Annotated in this window: 18 protein-coding genes; 8 read left to right on the forward strand and 10 right to left on the reverse strand. The window is 56.6% G+C overall.

What is annotated here, in order from left to right:
• Positions 1–32 precede the first annotated feature (32 nt).
• The 3 genes from G547_RS0100925 to G547_RS0100935 form a co-directional block, all read right to left on the reverse strand.
• Positions 33–611, reverse strand: coding sequence for a TetR/AcrR family transcriptional regulator (locus G547_RS0100925; protein ID WP_027328244.1), 579 nt, complete (start codon positions 609–611; stop codon positions 33–35).
• Positions 612–808: 197 nt separating this feature from the next.
• Entirely contained in the window at positions 809–1,090 is a 282-nt protein-coding gene (locus G547_RS0100930) for a DUF503 domain-containing protein (RefSeq protein ID WP_027328245.1), read from the reverse strand.
• A gap of 121 nt (positions 1,091–1,211) precedes the next feature.
• Complete coding sequence (locus G547_RS0100935) at positions 1,212–1,889, reverse strand: hypothetical protein (protein ID WP_027328246.1); 678 nt, start codon at positions 1,887–1,889, stop codon at positions 1,212–1,214.
• Positions 1,890–2,402: 513 nt separating this feature from the next.
• Between G547_RS0100935 and G547_RS19440 the strand changes: the two genes are divergently transcribed.
• The 3 genes from G547_RS19440 to G547_RS0100955 all read left to right on the forward strand — a co-directional run bounded on the left by G547_RS19440 (position 2,403) and on the right by G547_RS0100955 (position 4,376).
• The gene (locus G547_RS19440) at positions 2,403–3,032 is read left to right on the forward strand and encodes a pesticin C-terminus-like muramidase (RefSeq protein WP_211224468.1); all 630 of its coding nucleotides are present in this window, start codon (positions 2,403–2,405) and stop codon (positions 3,030–3,032) included.
• A 12-nt stretch (positions 3,033–3,044) separates the two neighbouring features.
• A complete protein-coding gene (locus G547_RS0100950) occupies positions 3,045–3,809 on the forward strand; it encodes a hypothetical protein (protein ID WP_027328248.1) in 765 nt (254 codons plus the stop codon).
• 201 nt (positions 3,810–4,010) lie between these two features.
• The gene (locus G547_RS0100955; RefSeq protein WP_157209740.1) at positions 4,011–4,376 is read left to right on the forward strand and encodes a hypothetical protein; all 366 of its coding nucleotides are present in this window, start codon (positions 4,011–4,013) and stop codon (positions 4,374–4,376) included.
• A 109-nt stretch (positions 4,377–4,485) separates the two neighbouring features.
• Here G547_RS0100955 and G547_RS0100960 read toward each other — a convergent pair whose 3' ends face one another.
• Positions 4,486–4,914 carry a DoxX family protein gene (locus tag G547_RS0100960; protein ID WP_027328250.1) on the reverse strand — a complete coding sequence of 143 codons (429 nt, stop codon included), beginning with the start codon at positions 4,912–4,914 and terminating at the stop codon, positions 4,486–4,488.
• A gap of 120 nt (positions 4,915–5,034) precedes the next feature.
• Between G547_RS0100960 and G547_RS0100965 the strand changes: the two genes are divergently transcribed.
• From G547_RS0100965 to G547_RS0100975, 3 genes are all read left to right on the forward strand, one after another.
• Complete coding sequence (locus tag G547_RS0100965) at positions 5,035–5,907, forward strand: LysR family transcriptional regulator (RefSeq protein ID WP_036186359.1); 873 nt, start codon at positions 5,035–5,037, stop codon at positions 5,905–5,907.
• A 114-nt stretch (positions 5,908–6,021) separates the two neighbouring features.
• Complete coding sequence (locus G547_RS0100970) at positions 6,022–6,618, forward strand: hypothetical protein (RefSeq protein ID WP_027328252.1); 597 nt, start codon at positions 6,022–6,024, stop codon at positions 6,616–6,618.
• A 2-nt stretch (positions 6,619–6,620) separates the two neighbouring features.
• Entirely contained in the window at positions 6,621–6,935 is a 315-nt protein-coding gene (locus G547_RS0100975; RefSeq protein ID WP_245573291.1) for a winged helix-turn-helix domain-containing protein, read from the forward strand.
• 21 nt (positions 6,936–6,956) lie between these two features.
• Here G547_RS0100975 and G547_RS0100980 read toward each other — a convergent pair whose 3' ends face one another.
• The 4 genes from G547_RS0100980 to gcvT all read right to left on the reverse strand — a co-directional run bounded on the left by G547_RS0100980 (position 6,957) and on the right by gcvT (position 10,250).
• Entirely contained in the window at positions 6,957–7,508 is a 552-nt protein-coding gene (locus G547_RS0100980; protein ID WP_027328254.1) for an XAC2610-related protein, read from the reverse strand.
• A 14-nt stretch (positions 7,509–7,522) separates the two neighbouring features.
• Positions 7,523–8,311, reverse strand: a complete 789-nt coding sequence (locus G547_RS0100985) for a hypothetical protein (RefSeq protein ID WP_027328255.1) — start codon at positions 8,309–8,311, stop codon at positions 7,523–7,525.
• A 404-nt stretch (positions 8,312–8,715) separates the two neighbouring features.
• Positions 8,716–9,105, reverse strand: a complete 390-nt coding sequence (gcvH, locus tag G547_RS0100990; RefSeq protein ID WP_027328256.1) for a glycine cleavage system protein GcvH — start codon at positions 9,103–9,105, stop codon at positions 8,716–8,718.
• A 41-nt stretch (positions 9,106–9,146) separates the two neighbouring features.
• Entirely contained in the window at positions 9,147–10,250 is a 1,104-nt protein-coding gene (gene gcvT, locus G547_RS0100995) for a glycine cleavage system aminomethyltransferase GcvT (protein ID WP_027328257.1), read from the reverse strand.
• A 315-nt stretch (positions 10,251–10,565) separates the two neighbouring features.
• Between gcvT and G547_RS22920 the strand changes: the two genes are divergently transcribed.
• A complete protein-coding gene (locus G547_RS22920) occupies positions 10,566–12,131 on the forward strand; it encodes a cellulose binding domain-containing protein (RefSeq protein WP_084645509.1) in 1,566 nt (521 codons plus the stop codon).
• 53 nt (positions 12,132–12,184) lie between these two features.
• Here the strand turns inward: G547_RS22920 and G547_RS19445 are convergent, their stop codons facing one another.
• Together G547_RS19445 and G547_RS0101010 are read right to left on the reverse strand one after the other, a co-directional pair.
• Positions 12,185–13,882 (reverse strand): ABC transporter permease, encoded by a 1,698-nt coding sequence (locus G547_RS19445; protein ID WP_211224469.1) that lies wholly within the window; start codon positions 13,880–13,882, stop codon positions 12,185–12,187.
• 79 nt (positions 13,883–13,961) lie between these two features.
• A complete protein-coding gene (locus tag G547_RS0101010; RefSeq protein ID WP_084645511.1) occupies positions 13,962–15,020 on the reverse strand; it encodes a Fe(3+) ABC transporter substrate-binding protein in 1,059 nt (352 codons plus the stop codon).
• A gap of 222 nt (positions 15,021–15,242) precedes the next feature.
• Here G547_RS0101010 and G547_RS19450 point away from each other — a divergent pair, with 222 nt between their 5' ends.
• A complete protein-coding gene (locus G547_RS19450; RefSeq protein ID WP_051234522.1) occupies positions 15,243–17,468 on the forward strand; it encodes an AsmA family protein in 2,226 nt (741 codons plus the stop codon).
• The last annotated feature ends 2 nt before the right edge of the window (positions 17,469–17,470 follow it).

The following is a 17,470-nucleotide window of genomic DNA, read 5'->3' on the forward strand; positions in this document are numbered from 1 at the left end:
CCTTCCTAATGAGGCCGTTGTTGTTGGCCGTTCTAAGTTTTAGCTGTGATCGCTTGAGCGTCCAGCCAGTCGCAGAGTTGCTGCACTTCCTGATTGATGAATGTTTCGTCGTGAAAAGCATTGGCTAGAGTCGCGACGCCCTGGCTGCGGGCCAGCAGGTGCATGGCCAGGTCATCAGCATCCTTTGCATGCCCCATTTTGACAAACTGATGGCGAAGCCAAACCCGGAACAGAGTGAACAGTTTATTGGCGTCGGCTTGAAGTGGGTGGCCGAGCTTTGCCAGCTCGGAACACAGGGTGCCGACAGGGCATCCGTAGCTCAGAATTTTGGCTTGGTTGACGATCAAAATTCGAATGAAGCAACGAATGCGTTCTTCGGGTCGGTCTCCCTCGGTTTCCCACAGGGACAGCATCTGCTGGGTATACGCCAGACGGGCCTGTATCACCGCGTCGAGAATCTCGTCCTTGGTCTTGAAGTGATAGTAAAAGTTGCCCCGCGAGATCTGGACATCCTGGGCGATATCCGAAAAAGACGTATGCTCGTAACCCCGTCGGTAGAACAGCCGGTCGGCGGCTTGGATAATTTCTTCGCGTTTGGTTGTTCGAGCCATTGTTGGGCCTGGTACGTTCTTTCTCTGCTTAAGCGGAGTTTGGGGGGAATGTAAAATGGATTTTAGGACGATTGTCCTAATTGGTCAAGGCGCTCTTCCGAGGAAAGAGTCTTTGGCCTTGAGCAGGGGAATGCGAAGAGGTGTTGATGTGGACTGGCGCGTCACCTCAACCAGGGACAGCCTCTCGTCTCCAGGCCTCACAGAAACTCTCGGCGCACCTCCATGACGCGCCCATCCACAGAGCGTTCGAGCTTATTTTCAATATCACTGCACAGCGACTCGACCTCCTTCCTGGACAGCGCCGTCACCACGAATGACCACTCGCTTGCCTCATGACGGCTGCGCTCGCCGCTTTCACAGACCGCAACGGCGGGGTTGCGTCCCAAGCGCTCATGCAGCCCACCCATACGTTGACGCTTTTCTTTGAGAGAGCCGCAGCCTGGGAGGGAAATTGTGCAGGTCAGAATGGCGATATGCATGGTTCACCTTCTTTGCGGTATACAGACTTGGTCATGGCTACTCTCTCCTAGAGAGAGGTATCCTTCCGCTCCGGGGCCGAGATGGCGTCCGCAACGGCCTTACCGTGGTGGTTTGAGCGTTTTAGCCTCTGAGCTGTTGGTAAAGATGGTCATTGTAGATGTGCAGAGTTAAGACCTTTCCTGTGGGAACGGTGATAACCAAGTCTTGGAGGTGGGTGTTTTCGTCTCCTTCAAGCAGCTTCTCTAGTTCTTGTTCGTAGTCATTAACCAGAACGAAGGAAAGGGGGCCGCTGCTCCGGTAGCCGCTATAGGCGGGTAAAAATGTAAGGTAATCGGATTCCGGAGCAGGAGTGTCGATAATCATTCCTACGTAAACTTTTCGAGACTCCAGGGTAATGGCTATTGGTTTGAAGGTTTGCGAAGCGTACAGACAAGTCGCATCAAAATCATTTTTCTTTAGCTCCCTGGAGAGAGCTTTGGTACGAGCTTTTGGAAGTTTATTGCACAGGGCTGCCGCAAGCCAGCCCCAAAAGAGCATGTGAATGGCAAAGGCAAAATTGTTGAGTTCTTCAGAAGCTGGGATGCAGTATGTGGACGCAGTAGCGTCGCAAGCCCAGTAGCTAGCAGTAAGAGAGAACCAGGCCAAAGGGGAAAGTACGAAGCCCGTCCCAAGTGCGGGGAGATAAAGCTTATGGCCGGACTGACGCGAAAGCTTGTACTTGGTAGCGTAGCATTTGGTGCAAAACACAAACCCACCCGCAGCGATAGCCAGAAGGGTGACAACGCTGGTCCCATTCATAGGAAGTCCTTCTCTGGAGAGACGATTTACCTAAAATTACGGCTTGCCAGCTTTGCATCTATCAGCTTGCGAAGATTCTCTTTGAACTCCTCTGACTTAATAGGTGTATCTTCTTTCATTTGGAGTTTGCCGTTGCCGACGATCCGATAAAACTTTTCGAGTGTCTCTTGGCGCCTAGTGCTAGGTCTCTCAGACTTATGTAAGTCGCATACGGTGCTCATGGTTTGTCCCTCCTTTCTATATTCTTGTGCTTTGACTATAGCACTTTGAGGGGGTTTAAGGCTTTAAATAACAAGTTGTTATATTGTTTTAATCGTAATTCATTTTTGTTATAACGGAGGAGTGCGGGGCAGGGGGCCTTTGTCTAAGGGTATCCCATGTGCCCTTGGCGGTGCGCAGCCTTGGCGCCAAATTCCCTTCTGAATCTCTGGGTTGGTTAGGTATACTGGGACACTTACTCGATAACGACTTTTTATGCTTGGAGGCGTTAATGAGTATAAAAAGGTAACGTAAATGACGGATCACCCAAAAGGAGCACGCCGCATGGTAACGGAAGAGGAAAAAGCAGTACTGCGCAAGAATCTGGAGAAGTACGAAGGGAAAGTGTCGCATATGTACTTGGATTCAAAAGGTTTTGTGACGGTAGGGGTCGGACACCTTTTAAGTACAGTCGCTTCCGCTCAGCTCCTGGCCTTCAAAAACAGCAAGAACCTGGCGGCGACCAAGGAAGAAATAAAAACGGATTACGACAACGTTAAGAAGCAGCCCGCAAATCGGTTGGCATCAATGTATAAAAAACATACAAAATTGAGACTGCCCGACGCTGAAATAGATAAGCTGACGAATAAGCATATCCAAAGCTTTGAGAGTGAGCTAAAGAGAATATATAGCGATTTTGACAGTTTTCCCAGCAAGGCCAGATTGGCTTTATTTGATTTGATATTTAATCTCGGAATGACCGAGCTCAATAACAACTGGCCAAACTTCAATGCCGCGGTAAAAGCAAAGGATTGGCAAAAAGCTGCAGATAGTTCGAACCGAAAATCCCCCATATCCGACGCGCGAAATAAATACGTTAAAGACCTTCTGGAAGCGTGCGTGGACAACTCCAAGAAAACCGCTGCTGCGGGAAACTCCAAATAGTAGGATACATTTATGCTTTCTCGTAAAGGCATTGACGGTGCTTTATCGTTACTGGTTACGATATTTTTATTTAATTTGGTGGGTTGTTCGGAAGGTCAGACTAATAACGAAGAAGCACATGCCATATCCTGGTACCCTGGCTTTACAATGCCGGAACTCCTGGCTGCCAACGTGGACATCGAAAAAAGGGAAGACCTAGCGGCCCTCTTGAGCAAGGATTGGTATGCTTCTATTGATGTGGCCAATACTCGCAGTGCTGAAGAGGACGCTTTTTCAAACTGCCAAGAGTACTTTCGAGAAGCTACGCCAAAAACCCGAACCTTGCGTGAACATGAGATGAATGCTTTTGTTGAGCTGGCCGTAATGTGCCGAGCAACAGAGCTGATGGTTGGCGCGAAGACCCCCAGAAAGTCCTATATTCCAGAGGATATTCTGACTGCATCCAGCCCGGAAAAATTTCCTTCGGAGATAGCGTTTGAGACGTCGAAGACGGAATCAGAGAAAAATCGCAACGATCCGCTGGTTAAGCATTGGGGTGATATAAATAAAATCCGGGAGGTGAACGCTGTATCTCCGTACGCTGTAGATTTCTATACGATGGGGGGAGTGCAGCGATTGGAGTTGGTCGGTCGTGGAGATTTTGATGGCGATGGGGTGGAGGACGTCCTTCTTTCATCTCGGGACTCCGTCGATGGAGGGAGTTACCAGCATCTGCGACTTTTCGTTCTGTCTGTTGACGCTGATGGAGACTGGAGGACAATTAAAAGTTACCAGTAAATTGATGACATGCTGAAGGCTCTTTTTGCTGTGTGCGTGCTTGTGCTATCGAGTGCGACCCGTTCGGATGAAGGTATCGATATTGGTTGCCTATATTCTGGCCAAGTCACCCAGGATCTAGAAGTTCCCGTTTCTGCCGGAGTCGTTAGTGAGAGCAGGGAACGTGACGAGAGCAGCGGTGAACACCTAAAGAGTCAAGAGTTGAGATTAGATAACGGCGATTTCGTATACATCGAGCAGAAGTATTGCTCCATGTATAACCTGACGGTCGTTTATCGTCTAACGGAGCTCAACGAGTCCAGCTTCTCGAGAGGGTTGGACGTTATTCATCGTATTATTGAAAGTGTGGATCAGGGCTATCATTTAAAGTCTCCTCTTAAAGATATCGTCAATATGACGATGAATCAGCGAGGCCTGACACTGAATGAATCCTTCGAGTATGGGCTGCCCCTGCAAGCGGCGCGGTCCTCGGATAATGTGGAGCATACCATCAGCTTTGTGCGGCTTGCGGAGAGCAACGACTTTCCCGCCGAAATTCAGTTCTATCTGGGGATTGGCGGCTTGTAGAGTGGCCGTGTTCGAGCCCTCGCGTTAAGAGCCGGGACCGAGGGCGTTCTAAAAGCAGGGTACGCCTTTAAAACGCCCCGTCGATGACTCAAGAGGTTCCAGAGGTTGCTCAGGTCGAGGGCCTCATGACTTCCACTGAGGGCCTGAGGTTAAGAACTGAATAGCGGCCGTCCCCGAGTAGTGACTGTACCCCGGCAAGTGCTGAGAGCAGCAGTGGGTATTCCCAGCCTCCCCCTTCATTGGTAAAAAGCCAGCCGTTGCCGGCGTGCGCCCATGTTGCCCCCAGTAGCACCGGAATCATCGCGAGCGCGAACCACCGCGTGTGGATACCCAGAAGGATCGCGATGCCCGCGGTCGCCTCCCCCGCGAAAACCACGTAAGCCAGCCAACTCGGCAGTCCGATACCGGAAAAGAAGGCGGCTGTGCCGGGTAGAGTGAAAATCACCAGTTTCAGATAGACGCTATGAGCCAGCAGCACGGCTCCAAGAGAGAGTCTCAGTAGCAGGGTGGCCAAATCGTGTTTTTGCAGTGCATTCATGGTTGAAGCTCCTCGGTTGATTGGTTCCCCTCCATATTGGTGCTTGCGAAAAGAAAAATAAATTGGCAATTTAGGAAAGTTGAGTTTGCATTTTTGCAAAGAGCGGCGAGGGGAGGCACTGTGGACTGGAACGCACTCAAGGTTTTTCTGGCGGTTGAACATACCGGCTCGTTGGCGGGCGCGGCCCGGGAGTTGGGCGTCAATCACTCAACAGTCTTCAGGCGGCTCAATGCGTTTGAAGACTCATTGGGAGTGCGCCTTTTTGAACGGCTCCCGACGGGCTACCAGTTGACGCCCTTGGGGGAGGAAATGCTGGAGCTCGCCCGGAGCATTGAAAGTGGCTTCGGAGACTTGGACCGACGCATAGCCGGCAGGGATGTTCAGCCGCGCGGGCGGGTGCGTATCACCGCGCCCAACAATATCGCCTACCGTTACTTGCCTCGTTATCTGGCCGACTTTCGCACCCGCTACCCGGATATTCGAATAGAGCTTCTGGTCAGCAACCTGGAACTGAATATGACCAATCGCCAAGCGGATATTGCTGTGCGTGCGACCTCGTCACCACCGCCGGAGCACCTTGTCGGTCGGCTGGTGAAGAAGTTGGACTGGGGTGTCTATGCCAGTCCGGCTTATCTGCGGCGATGGGGTACTCCCCGCGATTTGGAAGTGCTGCGTGCTCATCAGTCAATAGGCGCAACTGGTGGCATGCGATCCCTGCCGGCCTTTGTTTGGCAGGAAAGCCACTTGGCGGAGACCATAGTGGCACGTGCGGATGACCTGGTGGCCATGGCGGGGTTGGCCGAATCCGGTCAGGGCTTGGCCCTGCTGCCCAGCGATCAGGCAAGAGAGGGGCTTGAGTCCGTACTTCCTTTTCATCCCGGCAAGACATCCAACCTGTGGCTGCTGACGCACCCGGACCTTCGAAACGTGGAGCGCATACGTTTGGTAATGCAACATCTTGCGACCGAGTTTGAGAGCGACTCGACGCTGTAGACGGCCTGCAAACCTTCGCTACGTAGGGCAATAAAAAACGCTTGACTCCGCTCTTATTGCAAAGTACTTTGTTTTGCAAAGTTAATGTAAACCCACTGGAAAGGACGCTTGACCATGAAAAATGACGCTAAAAACGACCTCGCTTATATCCGTGAGCTGATGCTCGATACCCGCCGTGCCGCCTGTCTCAGTGGTGGTTACTTTATTGTCTGGGGCATTGCGGTGGGCGCTGCGCTCCTCGTGACCTGGCTGCAACTGACCCAAGACTGGGCCCCGACGCCTTTTATTACCTGGACGGCGTGTTTTGTGTTGGGCAGTCTGGGGAATTTCTACCTGGTTCGGCAGGACATGCGCGAACCGGTGCAGGCTCCGGCCGGCCGGTTGATCGGCATGGTCTGGCTGGCGCTTGGGGTGACGCAACTGATTCTGTTTTTTGCCGGACTGGGTACGGGTGCCATACCCGGCCAACACATGCCGGCGCTGTTTTGCGCCTTGATCGGTACCGGTGTCTTCCTGACCGGCGTGCTCGCCGGCTACCCCTGGTTGCGTAACCTGGCGTTTGGCTGGTGGCTCGGTTCGGTGGTGATGTTCGTGTGGCCGGGGCTGTATGTCTTGTTGCTGATGAGCTTGATGCTGTTGATTCTGTACGTGGTTCCCGGCACGATTCTGATTCGGATGAAACAGCGCCAGCAAGCTGCAGCGGGAGTATGACGGTGTCGGAGTTTGACCACACCCAGTTGGATGACCTGATTCACTCGCGCATCCGGCTGGCCGTCATGGCCGTGTTGGCTGGCGTGGAAAAGGCGGAGTTCACCTTTATTCGCGACAAGATCAAAACCACGGATGGCAATTTGAGCACTCACTTGAGAAAGCTCGAAGACAAGCAATACATCACCATTCAGAAAAAGTTCGAAGGGCGAAAGCCGGTCACTGAGGTGTCGCTAACGGACCTTGGAAGAAAAGCCTTTTCAGCGTACCTGAGCCATTTGGAAACCATGCTGGGGACTGCGGGGCTTGCCGGTCGCTGATAACTTTTTTATGCGAGTTTTCTAGGGCTTTCGCACCAGTTCGTTGTCCTCCCAAAGCCAATCTTGACGCTCGTAAGAGGCAGCGTTCAGCTTTACGTGAGAGGTAAGCGTTTTGTTTTCAGGAACTGGTCTTAACTCCGGGAAGTTCCCGATGTAACGAAAGCTATTTTTGTCGGCTTCAAACACCCAGTAGTCTAAATATAGGTTGGCGACGCCAAAGCTGGTGGTAATGGCAAGATCCCGGTGGCCATCGAAGTTGATGTCCTGAAACTCTACATACCCCTTGTCGCCTTCGATGATCGTGACGCCCGCCGATAGAGGTAGTTCTTGTTTCGCGCCGTCGATCTCTATATCGATTGCCGTCAGTGGCCTCTCATCGTACTCTGCGAGACCCAAATTCAATGTGACGTCTATGGAGTGTCCGTCTATAGCGACACTACAGTTGTTGATGCCATTGAAGGAAAAAAGGCAGCGGTATCGGGCATTATCGGCTAGGCCGTTATCTGAAGACTGCAATGGCTGTGCGCAAGCACACAAGCTGAAACTGACGAAAGCGAGGAGAATACATTTCATGCGTTGAGTTACACTTAAAGTAGGAAAAACTTTGCCCGGTTCAGGTACTTTCTTCGGTCGTCAAGACCGTTGTATCCACCATTAACACGGCGGGTCACGGCTCTCAGGTCGTCGTTATCGGCATATCTGTTCAGGTTTCTGCTATTCCAGAACCATAAGCTTACGTCCACTGCGTACTTGGGAAACCTGGAGATCATGGTTTCGTTACCTTTTTTCATCAAGTTCAGGCAAGAATGTTGTCCATATTCGGCGTAGTTGCTTCGCCCTGTTAGCTGGATAAGGCCTCTGCCCTTGAATCGCACACCATCACCTTTCTCGGTATTTCCCAAGTCGGTTCGACCCTCGTATGCTTGGCCGCTTGCGATCTCTTCTGTATAAGTGAGAGAAAGGCTCTCATGGCCGACTTGGGCCAAAAAATGAGCGATTCTGAGCGGTGTGTTGATGCTGTACTGCCCCATTAAGGAGGAGAATAGAGGATAGTAGGGATCCACGGTGCGGGTGGCGCTAAGAGCCATTATGGCGCGTAAGACGTTCAGGTTGAAACCTTTGGGTACCGAAGTTCGGATATGCCGTATCGTCGCTCCACCTGGGTCGACGCGCGAGTCCGGGCTTCCCATACGGACAACTTCTTTCTGGAAGCGTTGAATGGCAGTGTTGGTACTCTCCCCAATCATCCCGTCCACTGCGAGTTCTGGTGCTGAGGAAAGCCGACAGGCGTTGATCAAGTTTAGGGCAGCCTGAACTAGCTTGATATCCACGCTGTTGTTGGACCCTCCAACTCCTACACTTCCTTCTATATCCATGGTGCCTGTCATCTCCTTATTGGATTAAGTTGCTGTTAAACGCCAGAAAGCTTCTCTTTGGCTTTATATAGGCCTTAAGCATACTTCTTAAAATCGCTATTGAGCAATAGAAGTGATGGTTTTCAGGAGCTAAATGGCGAGCACGATTCCATATGTGCGAAATATGTGACCTCCGTCACGTGAATTATCTGTACGCACAGTGTTGTTGTAGTCGCATTCGTGCGATTTCGTCCGGTAGTGCTCCGCTTTGTAGCCGCCTTGGTGGGGGAGAGCTATTGAACAATAGGGGGGAGTTTTTTGGAGCTTCACGCAGAAGCGTGAGGAATCATCGGCCAAATAAAAAACGGAGGCGCCACTTATTATGGCGCCTCCGTTTTCGTGTGCGATTTAGAACGGACGAATGATCACTCGTTCTCGATGGCGTTGCGATAGCCATCGGCGTCGAGCGCATCGCTCAGCTCATCGGTGTCTTCCGGTTTGACCTTGAAGAACCAGCCGTCGTCGTAGGGCGATTCGTTGACGGTTTCCGGCGCATCTTCCAACGCTTCGTTGATGGCGATGACCTCACCGGAGACGGGAGAGTAAATGTCCGAGGCGGCTTTGACCGACTCGACTACGCCGGCTTCTTCGCCTTTGCTGACTGAGCTGCCCACTTCGGGTAGCTCGACAAATACCACGTCGCCCAGGCTGTCCTGAGCGTGGTCGCTGATGCCGATGGTGACGGTGCCGTCCTCTTCCACGCGGGCCCATTCGTGGCTGGGCAGGTATTTCAGTTCGTTGCGAATCTCGCTCATGGCTCGCTTCCTGTGGTCAGTATGAATGTGGTCAGAAAAAATTAAATGATCGATTGGCCGTGACGGACAAACGCTGGTTTGGTAATGGCGACGTTCACCCATTTGCCGCGCAGCTCCACTTCCGCCTCACCGTCGGCGTCCACCGGGATGCGGGCCAACGCAATGCTGTGCCCCAGGGTGGGGGAGAAGCTGCCGCTGGTAATGACGCCTTCGCACTCGCTGCCGTTGACCCGGACTTTTTGTCCGGCGCGCAGAACGCCGCGGCTGGTCAGCGTCAGGCCCACCAGTTTGTCTTGCACGCCCGCCGCTTTCTGGTCGGTAACGGCCTGGCGGCCGACAAAGTCCCGCTGCTCCGGAATCCAGGCGATGGTCCAGCCCATGTTGGCCACCAGGGGCGAGGTCTGCTCGTCCATTTCGTGCCCGTACAGATTCATACCCGCTTCCAGACGCAGGGTGTCCCGCGCGCCCAGGCCGCAGGGGGCCACGCCTACATCGGCCAGCGCCTGCCAGAAGGTGGCTGCCTGCTCATCGGGCATCAGTATTTCCAGGCCATCTTCACCGGTGTAGCCGGTCCGGCCGATAAACCAGTCTTTCTCTTCCAGTGCCTGGAATACCGAGAGCTGCTCAATACCTTCGGCAAACTGCGGTAGCACTTGAGTGACCTTCGCGCGGGCCTCGGGGCCCTGCACGGCAATCATGGCCAGGTGCGGCCGCTCGCTGATCTCGACATCATAGTCGGCGCTGATGTGCCTGATCCAGTCGAGGTCTTTTTCCCGGGTGGCGCAGTTGACGATCAGGCGGTAGTGACCCTCGCGCAGGAAATGTCCTTCCCGATTGTAGACGATCAAATCGTCCACGACGCCGCCGTCGTGGTTGAGCATGCCGCTGTAGAGGGCCTTGCCCGGCTTGCCGTCGAGTTTGCCGACATCGTTGGCCAGCAGATACTGCAAAAACGGTTTGGCGTGTTCGCCGTCAATGTCCACGATGGTCATGTGGGAGACGTCGAACATGCCAGCGGCTTTGCGCACTTGATGGTGTTCTTCCATCTGCGAGCCGTAGTGTAGCGGCATGTCCCAGCCGCCGAAATCAACGATTTTTCCGCCCATGGCCTGGTGGCGGTCGAACAGGGGGGTGCGGTTGCCCATAATGCGTCGGTCCCGAGCTGGAGTGGGCGGGAAGCGGTGCTTCCGTCAGACCCGTAAAAGCCCGCTATTTTAGCGACCTGGAGGCGCTTTAACCAGTGCGGTATTCGCCGCCGCTCCCGGGGCTCAAATCCCCGGAGTGTGACGTGGTTCACGGGGGGCTTGTTGTCCGATTGGAAATTTGGTTATTTCTCGCTTTCACGCCAGGGGTTGTTTAACTACAGTTAGGGCCCTTTCTCAGAAAGGGGCGCGCCCGGCTTGGGTCTCGGTTTGCAGTGGTGGCGCGCCATACAACAAATCAATAACAAGGAGTTTCCCATGCAATCGGCAATTAAAAAGCGTTCGGTCTGGGGGCGCTATGTGCGCAACTCAGCGCTCGCCGTGGCGGCGGTCACCGCCTTGGCGGGGCATCAGGTAGAGGCGGCTCAGTGCGAGCACGTGATCGTCAACGAATGGAGCGACGGCTATACCGCCGCCATTCGTATTCACAACGATAGTGGCAGTTCTATTGATGGCTGGAGCGTCAGTTGGCAGTACCAGACCAACCGGATGACCAACGGCTGGAACGCTCAGTTCAGCGGCAGCAATCCCTACACCGCCAGCGATATGGGTTGGAACGGTACCATCCAGTCCGGCCAGAGTGTCGAGTTCGGTTTTCAGGTGTCGAAAAACGGTGGCGCGGCGGAAAACCCGGAGGTGACCGGCGCCGTATGCACCGGTGGTATGTCTTCCAGTGCGCCGGCTTCCTCAAGCTCGGCGGCGGCCGAGTCCAGCGTTGCGCAATCCTCCGAAGCTTCCTCTGAGGCGATTTCCTCCAGTGTGGCGCAGTCGAGCTCGGAGCAGGCCAGCTCTGCTCAAAGCACGGCGCCCGGCGGCGCGCAGTGTAACTGGTACGGCACGCTCTACCCGCTCTGCGACAATCAGAACAGTGGCTGGGGTTACGAGAATAGCGAAAGCTGTATCGGGATTGACACCTGTTCCGGCCAACCCGACCCCTACGGACCTACTCAGGGCGGGGGTGGGCAGTCCTCCGCCGCCAGTGAATCCAGCGAGGCGCAATCGTCCAGCGTTGCTTCCAGTGTGGCGTCCTCAGCAGCGTCCAGCGCTTCCTCCACGGCCAGTGAGCTCGGGGACTTCGAGGGCGGCTGTGACGGCTACGCTACCCGCTACTGGGACTGCTGCAAACCCCACTGCGGCTGGTCCGGCAATGTGCCCTCCGGCGTGGAGCCAATGAACAGTTGTGGCCCCAACAACCAGGTCCTGTCTGACCCGGACGCAGCCAGCAGCTGTGACGGTGGCAATGCCCATATGTGCTACGGCCTGGCGCCCTACGAGGTGAGCGACAACCTGTCCTACGGCTATGCGGCCACCTCGAACGGTGATGTCTGCGGGCGTTGTTTCCAGATTCAGTTCACGGGTCAGTCTGAAAATGCTCCGGGAGACCCCGGCTCCTCGGCGTTGGCGGGCAAGCAGATGATTGTTCAGGCCATCAATATCGGCCATGACGTGGCGGGTGGGCAGTTCGATATCATGATTCCCGGAGGTGGTGTAGGCGCCTTCAACGGCTGCAGTAACCAGTGGGGCGTGTCCAACAGCGAGCTGGGTGCCCAGTACGGCGGCTTCCTCTCTGCCTGCAAAAGCGAGCTGGGCTACAACGCCAGCCTGGAGCAGTACAAGTCCTGCGTGACCAACCGGTGCGACAACATCTTCGGCAGCCGCGGGCTCACCAAGCTGCATGAAGGTTGCCTCTGGTTTGCCGAGTGGTTCGAAGCGGCGGATAACCCGTCGCTGCGCTATCGCGAAGTGGCCTGTCCCGCCGAGTTGTCCAACGGCTCGGGCATGAATCGCAGCGCCCTGGGCGATATCAGCCAGAGCTGCAACTGAGTTAACCTTAAGGCGTGAATGGCTCAGGGATGAGCGCTGTTTGAGCGACGCCGTCAGGGCTTGGAGTTGACGCTGACGGCGGATCTGGCGCGGGCCGGAATCCGGCTCTGTCGGATCATCAACATCACCGGTGGTGTGCTCAGCACTACCAGCGTCAGGGCGGGCAGGGCGGCCATGCGCCACCGTCCCTCACCGGTCAACTCATAGATTCTCACTGCCAAGGTATCCCACCCGAACGGCCGCAGCAGAAGCGTGGCCGGCATTTCTTTCATGGTATCCACCAACACCAGCAGGCCAGCGGTCAGCAACCCCGGTGTGAGCAACGGCAAATAGACCCGCCAAAGCACCCGCCACTGAGTGGCGCCCAGGCTGTGGGCGGCTTCCTGGTAGCTGGGGCGAATCCGCTCAAGGCTCGACTGCACCGGCCCGAAGGCCACCGAGAAAAACCGGATGGCGTAGGCCAGAATCAGGGCGAGCAGGGTCCCCACCAGCAGCTGTTGCTCGGGCTGCCCGGTCAGGCGCTGCAGGGGGTTGATGAACTCCCGGTCGATAAAGGCGAAAGCAATCATGATTCCCACGGCGAGCACAGAACCGGGCAGGGCGTAGCCCAGGCTGGCCAGGCGCACAGCGCCGCTGATCTGATGCCGGCCCAACAAACGTTGGCCATAGGCCACTGCCAGCGCGAGAGTCGTGGTGGTCACCGCAGCGGTGCCGCCCAGGACAAAGGTGTGTTGGACCAGGCTCCAGTAGCGATGGGTCAGGGCCTCAAGTCCCTGATGCCAGGTCCAGAGCACGAGTTGGCTAATGGGAATCACAAACGCCATTACAAACACCGTGAGGCAAAAGCCGCTGGCGAGCCAGGCGGCGAGGCCTTTGAGCTCGTAGCGTTGGACGTCGCGTTTGGGCGTCTGGTGAAAGCGACTCCGCCCACGGCCCTTCTGCTCGGCAAACAGAGCGAGGGCGACGAACAGCAACAGCAGTGAGGCCAGTTGCGCCGCAGCGGTGAGATTGAAAAAGCCGAACCAGGATTTGTAGATCGCCGTGGTAAAGGTGTCGTAATTGAACACCGCCACTGCCCCGAAGTCTGCCAGGGTCTCCATCAGCGCCAGAGACACGCCCACGGCAATGGCGGGGCGGGCCATGGGCAGGGCCACATGCCAGAAAGCGCCCCAGGGCCCCTGGCCCAGCAGGCGGGCGGCGTCGGTCAGGCCTCGGCCCTGAGCCATAAAAGCGCTGCGCGCGAGCATATAGACGTAGGGATAGAGCACGCAGGTCATGATAAAGACCACGCCCAGTGGCCCGCGCACCGGCAGGAACGGCGTTTCCGGCCCGAGCCAGCTGCGCCAGAGGGTCTGGATCGGGCCGGCGTAGTCGGTTACGGCGAGAAAGACAAAGGCCACCACGTAGGTGGGAACCGCTAACGGTAACATCAGCGCCCAGTCCAGCCAGCGTCGGCCGGGGAAGTCGCATACCGCGACCAACCAGCCCAGGCTGACCCCCAGCAATAGGGTCCACAGGCCCACGCCCACCACCAGAATCAGGGTGTTCTCCAATAACCGCCCGAGTTGGGTCTGAATCAGGTGTTGCCAGATATCGGTTTGGGCATCGCCCCAACTCAGGACGATGACGCTGACCGGCATCAGCACCAGCGCCGCCATAAACCAGACGGGCAGGTGCCAGAGCCGGGCCTGCCAGTAGTGGCGGCGCCGCTCTCGGGGCGGGACGGTGTCAGCCGTGGCAGTGTGGGTCAAACGCCAACCTTACAGTGGGTCAACAAAACAGTGGGAGGCGCCGGCGGGCACCTCCCGGGCGGGGGCCGGGCCTCTCCGCTTAACGGTAGCCGGCGCGGTCCATCAGTTTGATGGCCTCTTCCTGCAGCCGGCCCGCGGATTCTACATTGACCGAGTCGGCTTTGAAATCGCCCCACGCTGCCACAAAGTCGGAGGGCTCAACCTCGCTGTTGGCGGGGTATTCCTGGTTGAGCTCAGCGAATTGGTGCTGTGCTTCTGGGCTGGAGAGCCACTCGAGCAACTCGACCGCGGCTTCCGGGTTTTTGGCGTGCTTGGCCAACCCGGCACCGGAGACGTTGATATGAACACCGCGACCGCCCTGGTTGGGCCAGAACAGCGCCAGCTTGATGTCCGGGTTTTCTTTTTGCATCCGCCCAAAGTAGTAAGTATTCACTAGCGTGACATCGCACTGACCCGCGAGTACAGCCTCCATGGCGGAGGTGTCGTTCGAGTGGGGGGCCGTAGCGAGGTTCTCGACCCAGCCGCTGACGATTTCCTCGGTTTTCTCTTCACCCAGGGTGTTGATCATGGTGGCGACGAGGGACTGGTTGTAGACCTTCTTCGCCGTGCGCAGGCAGAGGCGCCCTTCCCACTGGTCATCCGCCAGGGCTTCGTAAGTGCTCAGTTCGCTCGGATCGACCCGCTCGGTGGAGTACACGATGGTGCGGGCGCGCACAGACAGGGCAAACCATTCGTTGTTGGCCGACTGCAGGTGGTCGGGGATGTTGTTCTCCAGCACGTTGGAGTCGATCGGTTGCAGTACGCCGGCCTGCTCTGCTTGCCAGAGGTTACCTGCATCCACGGTCAGCAGCAGGTCCGCCGGGGTGTTGCTGCCTTCGGCTTTCAAGCGCTGGATCAGAGCGCCGGCGCTGTCGGTGATGTACCGGACTTTTACACCGGTCTCTTCGGTATACCGGTCAAACATGGGCTGAATCAGATGCTCGGCCCTGGCGGAGTATACGGTGACGGTCGGCTTGGGCTTTTCGGCTGCTTGGGAGGGCGGCGCAGCCTGCTCGGCCGAATCGCTACAGGCGGTCAGTGCGAGGCCGGCCGCCGCGACAAACAGGCTTCCGAGCAGCGTGCGGGACAGAGTTTTCATAAGTAACAACCTATAAGAAACATCGGTAGATTAGAGGTGACTAAGGAGAAGTGTAACTTTGTCATTGATGATAAATATTCTTATTTACATAAGCAAACCCTTTCTTAACAAATTCCTACGGCCACAGTACCGGCTAAAAGCGACGCTGTTGATACCCGCACTTGGGGGAAGACTGCTTTGCGCTTACACTGAGGCCACGATTCAGGTACAGGGGAGTTCCCGGTGAAATTTTTACGACGCTTTCTCAAAGTTTTCGTGGGGCTGGTGCTGCTGCTCGTTATCGCCGCGGTGGCCCTGGTGTTTGTGTTCGATCCCAACATGTTCAAACCCCGCTTGGAGGCCATGGCCCGGGAGCAGGGTATTGCGCTGAACATTGACGGCAACCTCGGCTGGCAGCTCTGGCCGGCGCTGGGTGTCGAGGTGAACGATATTCGGGTGGCGGCGGTAGCGGCGCCCGAGGACACCATAGCCGCTATGGACCAGGCCAGCCTGCGGTTGGCGATTCGCCCGCTACTCGGTGGCGAGGTCTCGGTTCACCATGTTCTGGTAGACGGCGCAATGTTCGACCTTCAGGTAGATGACTCGGGCAAAGGCAATTGGGAGCAATTGCTGCCTGAGGAGACCCCCGCGAGTGAGGCTACGGTTTCGGACGCGTCTTCCTCTGAATCTCCGGCGGAGCCTCCGGCCGAAGAGGCGGCGAGTATGCAACTGGCGGTGGAGAAAATCACCATTGCCAATGCCTCTCTGCGCTACCGCGACCCGGCCCGGGGCCAGGACGTGTCGCTCTCGCCTCTGAACTTGGACGTTGTGGGGTTTAATCTTCAGGGCAACGCTTTCGATCTGGATCTGGGCTGGGAGGCCTCGGTGGAGGACCGGGAGCTGTTTGGCGATGACCCACTTGAAATGCAGGGTGAGCTGGCCGCGCAGGTCACTCTGGCCGAAGACTTTTCCCGCTTGGCCCTGGCCGACGGCCAACTGCGCCTTGATCTGGCCCGGGCGGGTGCCTCCGACGACATTCGCCTGGCTTTGAGTGCCACCGTAGAAGAGTTGCTGACCAGCCCGAGCTTTAGTGGCGAGTTGAATCTGCAGCCGTTCAGTCCCAGAACGCTGATGGCGGTTCTCTCGCTGCCCGCTCCGGAAATGGCCAGCGCCGAGGCGCTGACCCGAGTGGCACTCAGTGCGTCCCTGGAGGGCTCGGCTGAACGCATTACCGTGGACCCGTTGCGCTTGGAACTGGATGAGACCACCATCGAGGGCCGGGCCGCCGTGACCGACCTCAGTCGGGGCGCCATTGATGTCGCCCTGAGTGGCGACCGGATCAACATCGACCACTACTTGCCGCCGCCCTCCGAGGAGGACACACCGGATCCCGAAGCGGACGCCTCGGGAGACGAGCCCATTATCCCGCTGGAGACGATACGCGAGCTGGATGTCGCCTTTGGCCTCGACTTTGGCTCGCTCACCGTGATGGATCTGTCCATGTCCGAACTGAGCCTTCGGTTGTTGGCGGGCGAGGGCATCGTGAATCTGGAGCGCGCTCAGTTGCAGGCCTATGAGGGCCGCCTGGATGCGGGCGGGCAGTTGGATGCCACCGGCGATACTGCCGTGATTGATCTGGTGGCCGACCTGAGCGGTCTGGCCCTGGGCCCTCTGCTGAGCGATCTGGAGCTGGACGAAAAGGTTCAGTTGACCGGCGCGCTGAATGCCGATGTGTCCGCCGAAACCCTAGGCGTCACCATGAATCAGTTGACCGAATCGCTCACGGCGGAAGTCGCTTTCTCCGGGGCGCAGGTTCGCCTGGCACCGTTGAATGTGGAGCAAAAATTCTGTGAAATCGTCAGCCGCGTGACCAACAGCGATGCGGCCGCTCAAAAAGACTGGGCGGACTACACCGAGCTTACCGCTCTGTCCGGTCGCCTGACCGTGAATAACCAGGTCTTCACCCTGGAGTCTCTGCAGGCCGGGGTCGAGCGCTTGACGGTGGGGGCGCAAGGCGTACTTAACCTCAAGGAGTCCTTTTACGACTTTACCTTGCCACTGCGCCTGGGCAGTGAGAGCACCAGCGAAGGCGGCTGCCGGATCAGCAGCAACTACTGGCTGGACCGCAGCCTTTCGTTGCTGCGCTGCCGGGGGGATCTTGAAACGCTGAATCCGGTCAGCGACTGTCGCCCGGATGCCGAGGGCCTCAAGTCCCTGGTGAAGGATTTTGCCACCTACAAGCTCAAGGCGCAGCACGGTGAGAGTATCGAGGCGGAAAAGGCCCGCGCTGAGCAGAAAATCAAGGAAGAGAAAGCCCGGGCGAAGGAAAAGCTGGAGCAAGAAAAGCGCGAGCTGGAAGAGAAAGTGCGCGACAAACTCCTCGGCGGCGGTGAGAAAAGCGGCGATGGCGAAGATCCCGACGCCGAGCCGAGCGCCGAGGAACGACTGAAAAACCTATTCCGCCGCTAAGG

Source organism: Marinimicrobium agarilyticum DSM 16975 (assembly GCF_000423345.1).
Taxonomy (GTDB): Bacteria; Pseudomonadota; Gammaproteobacteria; order Pseudomonadales; family Cellvibrionaceae; genus Marinimicrobium; species Marinimicrobium agarilyticum.